This window comes from Ignavibacteriota bacterium (assembly GCA_016708125.1).
Taxonomy (GTDB): Bacteria; Bacteroidota; Ignavibacteria; order Ignavibacteriales; family Melioribacteraceae.
Genome location: JADJGF010000001.1, coordinates 726500 through 741143, shown reverse-complemented (window position 1 = coordinate 741143; position 14644 = coordinate 726500). Strand labels below are relative to the sequence as shown.

14 protein-coding genes are annotated in these 14644 nt (G+C 28.8%); 2 read left to right on the top strand and 12 right to left on the bottom strand.

Going from position 1 to position 14644, the window contains the following annotated elements; translation table 11 throughout:
• Positions 1 to 3: 3 nt before the first annotated feature.
• From IPH62_03530 to IPH62_03490, 9 genes are all read right to left on the bottom strand, one after another.
• Positions 4 to 1191, bottom strand: coding sequence for an anhydro-N-acetylmuramic acid kinase (locus IPH62_03530; protein MBK7104335.1), 1188 nt, complete (start codon positions 1189 to 1191; stop codon positions 4 to 6).
• Between the two features lie 131 nt (positions 1192 to 1322).
• Positions 1323 to 2177, bottom strand: coding sequence for a DUF1460 domain-containing protein (locus IPH62_03525; protein ID MBK7104334.1), 855 nt, complete (start codon positions 2175 to 2177; stop codon positions 1323 to 1325).
• Entirely contained in the window at positions 2174 to 3589 is a 1416-nt protein-coding gene (gene dnaB / locus IPH62_03520; GenBank protein MBK7104333.1) for a replicative DNA helicase, read from the bottom strand. Before dnaB ends, IPH62_03525 begins: the two co-directional genes overlap by 4 nt.
• Positions 3590 to 3598: 9 nt before the next feature.
• Positions 3599 to 4330 carry a uracil-DNA glycosylase gene (locus IPH62_03515; protein MBK7104332.1) on the bottom strand — a complete coding sequence of 244 codons (732 nt, stop codon included), beginning with the start codon at positions 4328 to 4330 and terminating at the stop codon, positions 3599 to 3601.
• Positions 4331 to 4442: 112 nt separating this feature from the next.
• On the bottom strand, positions 4443 to 4739 hold the full coding sequence (locus IPH62_03510) for a DNA-directed RNA polymerase subunit omega (protein ID MBK7104331.1): 297 nt from the start codon (positions 4737 to 4739) through the stop codon (positions 4443 to 4445).
• Between the two features lie 10 nt (positions 4740 to 4749).
• The gene (gene gmk, locus IPH62_03505) at positions 4750 to 5319 is read right to left on the bottom strand and encodes a guanylate kinase (protein ID MBK7104330.1); all 570 of its coding nucleotides are present in this window, start codon (positions 5317 to 5319) and stop codon (positions 4750 to 4752) included.
• 3 nt (positions 5320 to 5322) lie between these two features.
• Positions 5323 to 6198, bottom strand: coding sequence for a YicC family protein (locus IPH62_03500; protein MBK7104329.1), 876 nt, complete (start codon positions 6196 to 6198; stop codon positions 5323 to 5325).
• 78 nt (positions 6199 to 6276) lie between these two features.
• Positions 6277 to 8412: a BamA/TamA family outer membrane protein gene (locus tag IPH62_03495; GenBank protein MBK7104328.1), complete on the bottom strand. Its 2136-nt coding sequence runs from the start codon at positions 8410 to 8412 to the stop codon at positions 6277 to 6279.
• Between the two features lie 4 nt (positions 8413 to 8416).
• Entirely contained in the window at positions 8417 to 9043 is a 627-nt protein-coding gene (locus IPH62_03490; GenBank protein MBK7104327.1) for a L,D-transpeptidase, read from the bottom strand.
• A gap of 346 nt (positions 9044 to 9389) precedes the next feature.
• Between IPH62_03490 and IPH62_03485 the strand changes: the two genes are divergently transcribed.
• Both IPH62_03485 and IPH62_03480 read left to right on the top strand, forming a co-directional pair.
• Positions 9390 to 11606: a TonB-dependent receptor gene (locus IPH62_03485; protein ID MBK7104326.1), complete on the top strand. Its 2217-nt coding sequence runs from the start codon at positions 9390 to 9392 to the stop codon at positions 11604 to 11606.
• Position 11607: 1 nt separating this feature from the next.
• Complete coding sequence (locus tag IPH62_03480) at positions 11608 to 12390, top strand: hypothetical protein (GenBank protein ID MBK7104325.1); 783 nt, start codon at positions 11608 to 11610, stop codon at positions 12388 to 12390.
• 13 nt (positions 12391 to 12403) lie between these two features.
• Here IPH62_03480 and frr read toward each other — a convergent pair whose 3' ends face one another.
• The 3 genes from frr to IPH62_03465 are packed head-to-tail and all read right to left on the bottom strand — an operon-like array spanning position 12404 to position 14628.
• Complete coding sequence (frr, locus tag IPH62_03475) at positions 12404 to 12961, bottom strand: ribosome recycling factor (protein ID MBK7104324.1); 558 nt, start codon at positions 12959 to 12961, stop codon at positions 12404 to 12406.
• Between the two features lie 26 nt (positions 12962 to 12987).
• Positions 12988 to 13704 carry a UMP kinase gene (locus IPH62_03470; GenBank protein MBK7104323.1) on the bottom strand — a complete coding sequence of 239 codons (717 nt, stop codon included), beginning with the start codon at positions 13702 to 13704 and terminating at the stop codon, positions 12988 to 12990.
• Between the two features lie 54 nt (positions 13705 to 13758).
• On the bottom strand, positions 13759 to 14628 hold the full coding sequence (locus IPH62_03465) for an elongation factor Ts (protein ID MBK7104322.1): 870 nt from the start codon (positions 14626 to 14628) through the stop codon (positions 13759 to 13761).
• Positions 14629 to 14644: the final 16 nt, after the last annotated feature.

Genomic DNA, 14644 nt, shown 5'->3' with positions numbered 1-14644 from the left:
AAATTACGGCAAACAAATTTTGCCTAATATTGTTGGTCGAGATGCACCGGTTGTTCGCGGAATATTTGTAGGATTTCCGGAAATAGTTTCGTTTGCTAAAATAGCAAAACATACGGCTTCTTTCGCATCCGATGAAATTCCTATATCATCAATAATTTTAATTTCTACTTTTTCACCAAAATCATTTATTAAACATTCATAAAGAAATTTATTTTTCGCACCGCCGCCGCTGATTATTAACTCATCAATTTTTGTTTCTTCCTCAATAAACTTTTGGTAATTTCTATAAATGCCGTAAGAGGTAAACTTTGTAATTGTGTGAAGCCAATCTTCACTTTTAACATCTTCAAATTCATTAAATAAAATTGAAAGAAAATTTTCACCGTAATATTCTCTGCCGGTAGATTTTGGAGGTTTTCTTTCAATAAAATTATCATTCAGTTTTAGTGCTTTAAATAATTTATTATTTAATTTTCCGGATTTTGCAATTTCTCCGTCTTTATCAAATTCCAAATTAAATAATTTCTTTGTTAACGTATCAATCAGCATATTGCCCGGACCAACATCATAAGCTAAAACATCCTCCAATCCTTTTTCTTTATTCAGAATTGTGAAATTTGAAATTCCGCCAATATTTAATAATGCGCGGTTTTTTTGTTTGGAATGAAAAAGAATAAAATCAAAATAGGGAATAAGTGGAGCGCCTTCTCCGCCTAAAGCCATATCGCCGGTTCTGAAATCTCCAATAGTTACAATACCGGAAATCTTTGCCAGTACTGCCGGATCTCCAATTTGGAAAGTTGAAGAAATGTTATATCCAAAATAATTCTGTTTTTGAGGAAGATGTTGAATTGTTTGTCCGTGTGTTCCAATTAAATCAATTTTAGAAATTGGGAAATTAATATTATTGCACAAAGATTGAATTGCTTTAAAATAAATATTTGGAATAAGAAAATTTAGCTGGGAAATATCTTCAACATTGCTGGATTCTTTAATTGAGTTTTTAAGAAGTTTATCTTTCAATCCAATTGGAAAAGGATATTCTAAGAATCCAATTAAATTAATTTTTGTAAAGATGCTGTTTCCTTCAACTTCAACGAGTGCAACATCAACTCCATCTAAAGAAGTTCCGGACATAATTCCAACTACATATTTCTTTTCTTTTTTAGAAACCTCAAAAAGTTTTTGCATAATTATTTTAGATATATTAATAATTCTCTAATTAAAAATGCAAAAAAATTAAAATACTTACGAATTTAAATTTGCAGATATTCTGAGAATAAAATTATGCGAAGTAAAATAAATTTCTAAGTCGATAAAAACTACGGCTCGATTACTCTTCCAACCATAATACCAGTATGCCTTTCAACAGATTTTGCATAATCTGAGAGTGGCAATTTTGTGATTTCAATTTTTTTATCTTTTAAAGGAGCGTGCATAAAATGAATTCTTCCGTCATCCATTTTTACAGCAATTCCGGTGTGTGAAATATCAAGTCCATCAATTCCAGTAGTTAACAAAATTACATCTCCATTTTGAATTTTGCTTTCAACACATTCAATAAAATTTTCCGGGATATAATAATATTTTCTTGAATTGATTGAGTCTTCTATTGATTTCATCTCTTCAATAAACTTAAGATTATTCTTTAATTGTTTATAAGAATCTGCATGTGTGCTCATAAAATCAATTTTTTTATCATACAAAATTCCACCGATTTCTTTTGTTATATCTTTTACAATTCCACGTTTTGCGTTATCGTAAAGCCAATCAGAAGCATAATGAAGCCTCGATGGATATTGGTCGATCGCTCCATTTCGATATCGAATATTTGTTAACTCTTTTTGATAATCTTCAAAAGTTATTTTATTATTTTTTATACATCTTGCAAAAACTAACGAACTTTCAAAAAAAGTATAACAATCTAAACCGGAAAGATGAATAACAAGATTTTCCTTTTCACCTTTTTCTAAAGTATTAGCTTCATAATCCAAACCCAAAAATGATTTGCCAATTTCTACAAAAATATCATTTATTGGAAGCTGCATTAAATTATTTGAAACTGCAAATTCAAATTTTGAATTGCAAATTTTTACATCTTCATCTGTATAAATTGCTTGTGAAAAGAATGAAGAATTAAACACAATCAAAAAAATAAATGTGAGTAAATTTTTCATATTGGTAAATCATCCTCTGGATTTGATGAAAAATTATCTTCTTCAAAACTTGAGTGGAACATATCTAAATTTTCAAATCGTGCAAAATCTTTTACGAATTTAAGTCGTACATCCCCAGTTGGGCCATTACGCTGCTTGCCGATAATAATTTCTGCAATTCCTTCTGTAGATTCACCATCGGCAAATTGAGTAATTCCATAATATTCCGGACGGTTTAAGAAAATTACAACATCCGCATCTTGTTCAATTGAGCCGGATTCTCTTAAATCAGAAAGCTGAGGTCTTTTATCGCTTCTTGATTCAACGGCTCTGTTCAATTGGGAAAGTGCAATTACTGGAACATTTAATTCTTTTGCAAGAGCTTTTAGAGATCTTGAAATTGTTGAAATTTCTCTTTCACGACTATCCATTCTTGAACTGGACGACATCAATTGTAAATAATCAATTACAATTAAACCAATATTTTTTTCAGCTTTTAATCTTCTTGCTTTTGCTCGAATTTCTAAAACTGTCTGGCTGGGCGTGTCATCAATATAAATAGGAGCTTGCGAAAGTTTATGTGCGGTTCTGCTAATTCTCGGGCCATCTTCGGCTTTAAACTTTCCTGTTCTAACACTGTGCGCATTTATTCTTGCTTCGGCACAAATTAATCTTATTACAAGTTGAATTGTTGCCATTTCTAAACTGAAAACTGCAATTGGAACTTGATTATCAACAGCGGCATTTCTTGCAGCCGAAAGTGCAAAAGCTGTTTTTCCCATTGAAGGACGAGCAGCTACAATAATTAAATCAGATTTTTGAAAACCGCCAAGCATATCATCTAAACCAAAAAAACCGGTTGGAACGGAGAAAGATGAAATATTTTTTGAGTGAATGGCTTCAATATGTTCAATAGCTTCGCGGACTGCACGATCCATTGATTTATATGATTCTTTCAAACCCGCTTCGGTAATTTCAAATATTTTTGTTTCTGCGGAATCTAAAATATCAAAAACATCTTCTGTTCCATTATACGCACTAGTGGCAATTTCCATTGATGAATTAATAAGTTTTCTTAGAATCCATTTTTCTAAAATTATTTTTGAATGATATTCAACATTTGCTGCGGAAGAAATATTTTGTGCTAGTTTGCTGATATAAACTGCGCCGCCGGCTTGATCAATTTTATTATTTTTTTTTAATTCTTCATAAAGTGAAACGGAATCAATTGGTTCTTTTGATTCATAAAGCGAGAGCATTGCTTCATAAATAATTAGATTTTTTTTATCATAAAAACATTCTGGTTTGATAGTAGAAGCGACTTTGTCAATTGCATCGCGCTCAAGCATTATAGCGCACAATACAGCTCTTTCAACTTCAACAGCTTGCGGCGGTTGATTAACGGTATTTTTTTGATTTTGTAATTCTTCCATAATAAAATTCTATTTTAAACTATCATAAAGTTTTCTAAATTTTTGAACATCTTCCCAGCATCCTCGTTTCCAATTTGGATTTCTCAATAAAGCTGCTGGATGATAAGTTACCATTGTTTTTATTCCATTAATATCATAAACATTTCCGCGTAATTTGGTTAAACTTTCTTTAGAGTTTAACAAACTTCCTGCAGAAATTAATCCTAATAACAGAATTGCTTTAGGTTTTACCAAATCAATTTGTTTATATAAATACGGCGTACATTCCGTCATTTCTGCTGGAAGCGGATTTCTATTATTTGGAGGCCTGCATTTTAAAATATTTGCTATATAAACTTCTTCTCTTTCAAAATTTATTGCTTTAAGAATATCTGTTAATAATTTTCCGGCTCTGCCGACAAATGGAAGACCTTGTTTATCTTCATCTGCTCCCGGAGCTTCGCCAATAATCATAACACCTGCATTGGGATTTCCAGAACCGAACACAAAATTAGTTCTTGTTTTTCCTAAAGAACATTTTTGACAATTATGAATTGAATCGTATAAACTTTGCACTGAATTACATTCTGAGAAATTTTCAAATAGGGAATTAGTAGGCATATAAAATTCAGTTTTTTCTTTTACTTTAGGTTCTTGTTGATAAGGAAGTTTTATTTCTAATTTAATATTTTCAAAAAGTTCATCACCAAATATTTCTTTTTGATCTTTTATCAATTCCAAAATTTTTTCTTTTTTATTCATTAAAATTTGAAATGTTATTTGGGAAAATTTGCCGAATAAAAGTTAAAGAAAATAAATCATAAAATAAAAAAAGGAAGTCGTTTGACTTCCTTTTAATAATAATATTATGAATCTATTCTTCTTTGTTTTTGAAACGATAATCTATTTTATCATCAACCATTTTGTTAACGGCAACAACATGCGGTTTATTTCTTTTTTCGAATTCTAAAGAAATTTTTTCTTGTTCTTGATTATCTCTTTCATCAAAATCATCATCTGTAGCCGGAGCAAACGTGCTAATTAAATTTGTAAATTCTGTTTTGTTTTCTTCGTTTATTCTTCTTGCTTCTTTTGCAGAAACAATAACAGCTTCATACAAATTATTTGCTTTCGCTTTTAATATTCTTAAATCGACTGGTTTTATGCTCATTTTGTTCTCCTTATTTACTTAATTCTTTTTCTATAATTTTATTTACTTCTTTATTTGCGTCTTCAAGATTATAATTAAATACATTATAATCGAATTTTTCTCTATAATTTAATTCCATTTCCGCTCTTTCAATTCTTTTTGCAAAATCGGAATCAGATTCGGTTTTTCTGTTATAAAGTCTTGTCTTTAATTCTTCAATACTCGGCGGAGAAATAAATATTAAAACTGAATCTTTATAAGCATTTTTTATATTAATTGCACCTTTTACATCAACTTCAAGAACCATTGAAATTCCGTTATTTATTTTATCAAAAACGAAATTCTTTAAAGTTCCGTAATAATATCCGAAAAATTTTCCCCATTCAATAAATTCATCATTCTCAATTTTTTTTTTGAAAGATTCCTCATCAAGAAAAAAATAATCAATTCCGTCCATTTCATTTTGCCGTTTTGCTCTTGTTGTTGCAGAAATGGAAAACGAAAGTTCTTTATAATTATTGAGAACATTTTTTATAATTGTCGTTTTTCCGGTTCCGCTTGGAGCGGAAAATACAAATAATTTTCCTTTTTTGTCTCCCAAATTCTACTCAATATTTTGTATTTGTTCACGGATTTTTTCTAATTCTTCCTTTATTACAATTCCAGCATGAGCAATTTCTGATGAAATTGATTTACTGTTTATTGTGTTTATTTCACGATTCATTTCCTGACTTATAAAATTTAATTTTCTACCGGCATCTTCATCATTTTCAAGAGTTTCGCTAAATAATTTAATATGACTTCTTAATCTAATACATTCTTCGGTAATATCATGTTTTTCAGAAAGAATTGCTAATTCCATTAAAAATCTATCTTTATCATCTGAAAATTCATCGACCAATTTTTTAGCTCGCTCTTTAAATTTTTCAAAATATTCTTTTGTTGAATTTTTCGAAATTCCTTCAATTTTAATTAATTCTTCTAAAATATTATTAATTCTATAATCAAGATCTTTTTTAAGTTCCAAGCCTTCATAATTTTTCATCTCAACAAATTTTGTTATTGCAGAGTTTATTGAGTTTGCAATTATCTCAAAATCAATTCCGTTAGATTCTTGATTTTCATTTAGAAATAAATCTTTTAGCATTAGAATTTGAATTAATTCAATTTTGGAATCTGAATTTGTGAATCTATTAATTTGTTTCAAAATTTCTACTGCATTTTGTAAAGCACTTGAATTTATTGGAGAATTTCCGTTTGTCAACTTGTTATATGTTAAATTAATATTTAACGAAACTTTTCCTCTTCCAATTTTGTTTTTAATTAAATCCCTAATTGCAAATTCGTGTTTATAAATTTCTTTAGGAAGTTTTATTGAAAGATCTAAAAATCGGCTGTTTAAACTTTTTATTTCTGTTTCTAAAATAAAATTATCATTGGAAAAAACATCTGAGCCAAAACCGGTCATACTTTTCAACATCAAATTACCTTTAAAAAATGAACCTTAAATTTACCTAAAATATTGATTTTATTCAAAAATAAGTTGGTTTTTGGAAAATTAGAAAGCTTCGCCAATTCCAATTTGAATTTCTAAAATATTAAACAATTTTCTTTTATAGAATAGGGTTTTCACATTTGGGTCGTAAATTTTAAATCCAAAATCCAAACGGAAAGGTGCGTAATCTGAATAATATCTAAAACCAAAACCGGCAGCAACGGCAAAATAATCAAATCTAAAATCGGAAATATTTTGCCAAACATTTCCGTAATCTAAAAATATTGCAGTTCCAATTCTTTCAGCTAAATGTTCTCGTAATTCAAATGAGCCTTCAAGAAGAAAAAATCCACCGGGAGTAATATTTCTTACAATATTTTGAATTTCATTCTGAGTTGGATTCTCCGGTAAATCAATTTGAGTAACCGGTAAATCACTTGCTCCCCAAGCTCTTATTGAGTTGCTTCCGCCGGCTGTAAATCTTTGGTTAAAAAGAATATTTTTTTTATTTCCGTAATATGATTGAATATTTCCGATTCTTAATTTTGTTCCGAATGCATCAAAATAGTTAGTTAAAATTGGCAGATAAAATGTTGATGTTAAAACAAATTTATAATATGCTGATTGATTAAAATTATAATTTCCAATTTTACTTGCTAAATACGGAAGTGAATTCCCATCTTCCAACAATATTGAAAGTGAGTATCCTTTTGTTGGGAAAAGTAGATCATCAGTTTTATTTGCGACTAAATTAACTCCAAGAATTGCATTTGTTCCATAACTTTCTCCATTACCGGTATAAAGTGAGTCAACTTTATTTTCTATTTGTTCATCTGTAACACTTGGCGTATTTCTTTTTCTATAATAATCAAATAGAATATCTTGAATATATTTTTCTTTAAAAATATACTCAGTTCTCTGCAAAGTAAAATGGCTGCTTAAACCGGTCAAATAAATATATGGTGAAAGCTCAAAACTTAAATTTAGCTTTGTACCATAAATGCTTGCGTTCCACTCATCTCGTTTTTTTTCTAAAGTATAAAAAGTTTCTAGTGTTGTGTTTATCGGTTTCCCGAATAAAAATGGCTGCTCGATTGTTGCGCGCAAATCTGCTAATCCATAAATATTATCTGCAAGATTACCGGCTTTTAAAAATTCCGTAATATTTTCCGCGGAAATGGAACTGCCTATTGTCAATTTCCTTGCATCGCCGAAAAAATTTTTATTTATCCAGCTTAATCCTAAACCGAATTTAAAATTTGTACTTTCGGTTCTATCATTAACTACAATTATTTCCGGGGCAAGTTCATTCAATAATCCAACAGAAGTTACAATTCGTATTGGAACATAATTTTTATTTGTATCTAAATTATTTCCGGTAATTAAAGCTGAAGAGAAAAGATTAGTTCTATAAAGCCTAACTTGTGCAAGTTTTAAATTATGATAACTAAAATAATTTTCTGGTTCAATATTTACGATTTCTTTTATTAATTCATCGCTAACTAAATTTTTCCCTGGTCCGCTTTTTTCAACCGATATATTACTTATTTTATATCGGGTTCCGATTTTAAAATTCATTTTTACATTTACAGAGTTTGTATAAATTGTATCAATTTCTACAATTGGTTGGTCTGCTTGAGCCAACATATATCCGTTATCCTGCAGATAACTTAAAATTCCGTCTCTGTTTTGTTCAACTTTTAAATCAGAATATTGAACGGTACTATCAATTGAAATTATTGAATTAATTTTTTGTGAAAATGTAGATGAAATGTTTTCTAAACCTGTGATAATCAATTTGTTAAAATTTGTCGGTTCATTTTCATTAATGATAAAAGTTAAAGACGCAATTTCTTTACCGTTTTTATCGATTGAATATTTTGCATTCACGTTTGTTCTAAAAAATCCGTGGGAGAAATAATAGTTTTTCAAAATATTTATATCGTTCGGAATAGTCAGCGAATCGAAATAAGTTGCACTGTTTCCAAAACTTGAAAAACTTGCCAAAAATTGGGATAACCAATTTGGACTTTCTTTAGAAATAATTATTTCTTCTAATTCTGATGAAGTGAAAAAATCATTTCCAACAAAATTAATTTCTGCTAACTCAATTTTATTTTCACTTTGCGGAAAAATTTGAATTGTAAACGCAAACGAAATTAAAACAAATATGTATGAAGGAAATCTTGTTAATTTCATGAAATTAATTTTTAATAGTAACTTTTGTTCCAACCTTTACAACAGTTAAAAGTTCATCAATATTTTCATTGCTCAGCGCAATAGAACCGTTCGTCCAATTAAAAACAAAAGGTAAATTTTTAAATATAATATTGTATTCGCCGGTTCCTTGAATTCCGATATCGGAACCTAAAATCGTATTTTCAAATGGACAATCATTTTCATTCAGCTTATTTGCAATATTTTTAAACTCTTTCTGTGAAATTATATTTTCCTTTAATGCTTCTGCCGCATCTTTTAAATTCGGATAATTTATAAACAATTTTTTATAGTAAACATGGTCAGTATCAATTTTACAAATAAAATATGTTCCGGCTGGAGTTGCATAATCATTATTAGAAATTTTATTTGAATTACTGTTTCTCCCGAAAACCGCATTATACGATTTTACAATTGTTGAATCAGAGTATAAATTTAATTTGTAATTTTTTCTATCCACCAAGATTGTAACATTTTTTAATTCATTAAGATTCTTTGTTTGTAAAATTTCATTTAAAGAATGTTCCCTTAGATTAAGAATTACGCCATAAACAACAATTCCAAAAAAGAAAAACAGCATACTGCTTATTATATAAAAAATATTTCTAAGCATATTGGTTTTTTATGCAAAAGATAAATTTGATTTAGTAACTAAATATAATAAATAGGGATTTCAAAAAATGTGGAATAAAATATGCGAATAAAGGTTGAAATGAAAATTTTTGCAAATAAAAATTTATATAAAAATATTTTATTGAATTTTCTATTAATTTTTGCTGTATCAATTTAATTAGAAAAAATATATTTTCAATTTTATTAATAATAACTTGATGTAATCAAAATTGTAAGACTATTTAAATTATTCTGATAATATGACACTATATATGAATAGTAAAACTCTGTTACAAGTTTTTATATGTTGGTTTTTATTAAACATTTTATTAACAGCACAATCAAGTATGATCAAAATTCAAGGAATAGTTTTTGAGGATAAAACGAATGAAAAACTTATTGGTACAAATATTTTTCTTTCAGATAGTGGTGTTGCAATAACAAATAATAAAGGCTTTTTTTCATTTAATGTTTCTCCAGGAAGTTATGAAATATCTGCATCAATGGTTGGTTATAAAAAACAAACAAAAATAATTCCTGTACAAAGCACTGATGATGAAGTTAACATATTTTTTAGACTGGAACCATATTTAATTGAAATTCCACAAGTAACTGTTAACGGAGATAAATTTTATGAAAAGGTAAAATATAAAACTTATGAATTGCAGCAAGGTGATTTAAGACGTATTCCACAATTTGGTGAGGCAGATGCATTAAGAGCTTTACAAGCATTGCCCAGTTTAGTTTCATTAAATGATTTTTCTACGCAATTATTTTTAAGAGGAGGAAATTTTGCTGAAACTTTAATTTCAATTGATAATGTTCCCGTTTATAATCCATATCATTTAGGCAGTTTCTTCAGTATGTTCAATGCGGATATTATTGATAAACAAATTTTATATCCTTCAAATTATCCCAATAAATATGGAGGTTATCTTTCAGGGGTATTAGATATTCAAACAAAAGCAGGTAATTTTGAAAAAACGAATGCATCTATTTCTGTTGGAGTAATTTCATCAAAAGCATTTATTGAAACTCCATTATCTAAAGGTTCCTTAATTCTATCTGCAAGAAGAACATATCTTGATTTACTCGCTTCCATAATTGATGAAAATTTATTTCCATATTATTTCTATGACGTTTATGGAAAATATAACTATCCGATTGATGAACAAAATCATCTTAGCATAAGTGTGCTTCATTCACGAGATAATTTTAAGATGTTTGATTCATTGTATCAACAGAATATTAATGTGTCTCAAGAACCAACTTGGGGAAATAATTTATACAATTTTGAGTTTTCCCATTTAATAAACAGCCAAGTTTCTATTGATGGACAAATATATTATTCTTCTTCGCTATTTAATGCAAAAGGAGAAAGTATTTATAATTCAATTCCAACACAAACGGAAGTTAACAATAAAATTCAAGATATCTCTGCCTCATTAAATTTAAATTATTCATTTACCGGTCATTATTTACAAGCAGGTATTGAATTTAAAAAGATTAATTTAAACTACGATTGGATAATAGGTGAAAGTGAATTGACGTCTTTTGGCTTTGAACTAGAAGACACCTTTTTTGATTATGCACCAAAAATATTTGCAGAAAAACAGAATGAAATGTTCTATAATATCTATTTGCATGATAAAATTATTTTATCACAATCATTTAATTTTACAGTTGGATTGAGAAACTGCAATTATGCAAAATTAGGCATGAATTTAATCAGTCCTTCAATAAATATAAATTATCAAGTTGGTGAGAATTTGGATTTAATATTTGGTTACGGTAAATATTTCCAAAACTTATTTGTAATAAAAGACCAAAATTCAATTTTACTCGATCCCTTCTCAGTTTATTTTTTACCAAAAAATAAAGAACAATTAGCAAACTCAAATAATTTTAGTATAAATATGATTTTATCCGATTTTATTTTTGGAAGTATATTAGAAATAAGTAGTTATTATAATTTACGGAAAAATTTAGCCTCATCTTATCCACACCAAAAAATTCATTATAATTTTGAGGACGGATATTCAACCGGCTTGGAATTTTTACTCAAAAAAAATATTGGAAATATGTCAGGGTGGTTGAGTTATTCATTCTCCAGATCAATTAAATCGAATATCAATTATGATTATTTTAATAGAATTGATAGGACAAATACAATAAAATTTCTTTTTAATCTAGATTTATCTGAATCTTGGTTTTTAACTTCTTTTTGGACTTATGCAACCGGAACCCCATATACACCTACTTTGGGACAATATATTGGAGAAAGCGAGCCAAGTCAGGGCTCATATTTTCTTGAAGACGAGTTTAATCTATATCCAATAATGGGAGGCAAAAACACGCGTAGAGCAAATGCTTACCATAGATTAGATTTAGGAATTAATGGTTCTTTTTTCTGGGGAACTCTATTTATTAAACCTTATCTTCAAATATTAAATGTTTATAATAGTCCCAATGAAACTCCATATAAAAAAAGCGATAGTAGTGATTCTGATACTGAAAGAGGTTCATCAATAATACCAACAATTGGAATAACTGTGGATTTTTAAAATGAATTATTTACTAAAATTATTATTATTCTTGCTGTTATTTACATTTGGATGTGAAATCCCAAATGAATATCTGAATAAAAAATTTCAATATAGTTTAATATTTAATTTAACTGTAAACCAAGAAAATCAAGAATTTTATATTTATAGGTTAGTTGATGATGAACTCGAATTTGAATCGGGCTCTCCAGACAGATATTTTGAAAGAAGTGCGAACATTTTACTTAATAATGACGAATTATCATTTAATTCTTTTATTGTTAAGAAAATTCCAAATAATAGTATTTTCTCGAGAACTTTGTCCTACACAAACTCAAATGAATTAATATTGAAACCGAGTACAAATTATAAAATAAATGTTTCTGTAAATGATATTATTATTACAGGTAATACAAAAACACCGGCTGATTTTAATATTATTTCACCAGCTAACAACTCAACTATAAAATTGACTGATTTGCAAAATGAAGGAAGTATAATTATAAAATGGCAGAAAAGCTTAACTGCAAAAGGTTATATTGGTCAAATTTCGCAGCATTTTTATAGGGAATGGCAAGATACTACTTATGAAGCCTTAGAGAATTTTGAATTTATTATTCAAGACACAACTTTTATATATACTGATTTTATAAACTCTACGGGCACAATGGAAATTAATATTTTTGCTTATGACGAAAATTATCATAACCATTTTATAGAGAAAATAGAACCCACCGGGGTTGAAGGTGGTTATGGTTATTTTGTATCCTCGGTTAAAAAATCAATAAAAATTAATATTGAATAGTTGAAAATTTCAACTAAACTTCCATTATTTCTGCTTCTTTGTGTTTAATTATTTCATCAATCTTTTTAATATGCTCATCCGTATATTTTTGAACTTCGTGTTCAGCATCGTGTCGTAAATCCTCAGAAAAATGCTTTTCTTTTTCTGCTTTTTTTAAATGATCATTTGCGTCTCTTCTAACATTTCTAATCGCAACTTTTGATTCTTCGCCAAATCTTTTAACAAGTTTTACTAAATCTCTTCTTCTTTCTTCATTTAAAGCCGGAATTGGAACTTTAATATTTGTTCCATCGCTAATTGGGTTTAATCCTAAATCTGCGGAAAGAATGGCTTTATCAATATCGTTTACTACACTTCTATCCCAAGGAGTTATTGATAAAGTATGAGAATCCAACACCGAAACATTTCCCAATTGATTTAAAGGAGTGTGAGTTCCGTAATAATTGACTTTTATTCCATCTAAAAGTGCGGTTGTTGCTTTACCGGTTCTAATTTTTGCAATTTCATTACGAAAAGCTTCGATAGTTTTATCCATTTTTGATTTAGCTTCTTTAATAATTTGATTATTCATATTGACCTCGCAAATTCTTTAACTTACTAATTTTTATTATTGACTTGTGTACCAAGATTTTCGCCAGTAACAACTTTTAATAAATTATCTTCCTTGTTCATATTAAATACAACAATCGGAAGTTCATTTTCTTGACATAAACTTATTGCTGTTAAATCCATTACACGAAGATTTTTATTCATAACCTCAAGATAAGAAATTTCCGAAAACATTGAAGCATTAGGATTTTTTTCTGGATCTGAGTCATAAACTCCGTCAACTCTGGTTCCCTTTAAAATTACATCGGCTTCAATTTCTACCGCACGCAAAGATGCCGCAGTATCTGTGCTAAAATATGGATGTCCGGTCCCGGCTCCAAAAATTACTACTCTTCCTTTTTCTAAATGGCGGATTGCTCGTCTTCTAATATAAGGTTCAGCCATTTCATCCATTCTAATTGAAGTCATTAATCGCGTGTACATTCCGGAAGTTTCAAATGCATTTTGCAAAGCAAGTGCATTAATTACAGTTGCGAGCATTCCCATTTGATCGCCGGTTACTCTATCAATTCCTTGTTTACCGGCATTTAATCCTCTGTAAATATTTCCGCCGCCAATTACAATTCCTACTTCAACTCCAAGATCTCTTACTTTTTTTACTTCTTGTGCAAAGAAAATTAAAATATTTGGATCAATTCCATAACCTAAATTTCCCATAAGGGATTCGCCGCTAAGTTTAAGTAAAATTCTTTTATATTTTATCATTTATACCTCTATAAGTAAAAAAAAAGGTCTTTAAAAAGACCTTTATAATATAAATTATTTTTTTTCATCACTTAAATGAAATCGGCGAAACAGCTTTATTACTGCTTCGGATGAATTTTTCTTATTGTATTCCCCAAGAATATCGCCGACAGATTTAGTGTTTTCTTTTATCGAAGTTTGCTCAATTAAACAATTTTCTTGGTAATATTTGTTAAGCTTACCTTCTGCAATTTTATCAAGAATTTGTTCCGGTTTTCCTTCTTTTCTTGCAACTTCTTTATAGATTTCTTTTTCCTTGTTTAATACTTCTTCAGAAACTTCTTTTCTATTTACATAATAAGGTTTCATAGCCGCAACTTGCATTGCAAAATCTTTTGCTAAATTTATAATTTCTGATTTTCCAGAATCTTTAACATTATCAACTCTAATTAAAACCGCTAATTTTGAACCGTGGTGAATGTAATCTACAACAACACCATTTTCTGCATTTTCAATTAAGAATCTGGATACTTCAATTTTTTCTCCAATTTTTCCAATTATTGCAGTTAATTCTTCTTGAACAGATTTTCCATCAGAGTTTAAAGTTAGTAATTCTTCAACATTTTTCGGCTGATTTTTAACAATTGTATCCAAAACAAAATTTGCAAAATTTGTAAAATCATCACTTTTAGCAACAAAATCAGTTTCACAATTAACTTCAACAATTACAGCTTTTGAGCCATCCTCTAAAGATTTTGTTAGAATAATTCCTTCGTTTGCGCTTCTTTCTGCTCTTTTTGCTGCAACTGCCGCACCTTTTTTTCTAAGAACTTCAATAGCTTTTTCAAAGTCACCGTTTGCTTCGGTAAGTGCTTTTTTGCAGTCCATCATTCCAGCACCAGTTTTTTCTCTTAATTCTTTTACTTGTTGTGCCGTAATTTCCATAATTTCTCTATCCTAT

Bases quoted from the DNA above. Each gene is read 5' to 3' on its own strand.
- IPH62_03500 (MBK7104329.1), bottom strand. From the start codon at position 6,198: ATGTTGAAAAGTATGACCGGTTTTGGCTCAGATGTTTTTTCCAATGAT.
- IPH62_03485 (MBK7104326.1), top strand. From the start codon at position 9,390: ATGATCAAAATTCAAGGAATAGTTTTTGAGGATAAAACGAATGAAAAA.
- IPH62_03530 (MBK7104335.1), bottom strand. From the start codon at position 1,191: ATGCAAAAACTTTTTGAGGTTTCTAAAAAAGAAAAGAAATATGTAGTT.
- frr (MBK7104324.1), bottom strand. From the start codon at position 12,961: ATGAATAATCAAATTATTAAAGAAGCTAAATCAAAAATGGATAAAACT.
- IPH62_03470 (MBK7104323.1), bottom strand. From the start codon at position 13,704: ATGATAAAATATAAAAGAATTTTACTTAAACTTAGCGGCGAATCCCTT.
- IPH62_03490 (MBK7104327.1), bottom strand. From the start codon at position 9,043: ATGCTTAGAAATATTTTTTATATAATAAGCAGTATGCTGTTTTTCTTT.
- IPH62_03495 (MBK7104328.1), bottom strand. From the start codon at position 8,412: ATGAAATTAACAAGATTTCCTTCATACATATTTGTTTTAATTTCGTTT.
- IPH62_03525 (MBK7104334.1), bottom strand. From the start codon at position 2,177: ATGAAAAATTTACTCACATTTATTTTTTTGATTGTGTTTAATTCTTCA.
- IPH62_03515 (MBK7104332.1), bottom strand. From the start codon at position 4,330: ATGAATAAAAAAGAAAAAATTTTGGAATTGATAAAAGATCAAAAAGAA.
- IPH62_03465 (MBK7104322.1), bottom strand. From the start codon at position 14,628: ATGGAAATTACGGCACAACAAGTAAAAGAATTAAGAGAAAAAACTGGT.
- IPH62_03510 (MBK7104331.1), bottom strand. From the start codon at position 4,739: ATGAGCATAAAACCAGTCGATTTAAGAATATTAAAAGCGAAAGCAAAT.
- IPH62_03480 (MBK7104325.1), top strand. From the start codon at position 11,608: ATGAATTATTTACTAAAATTATTATTATTCTTGCTGTTATTTACATTT.
- dnaB (MBK7104333.1), bottom strand. From the start codon at position 3,589: ATGGAAGAATTACAAAATCAAAAAAATACCGTTAATCAACCGCCGCAA.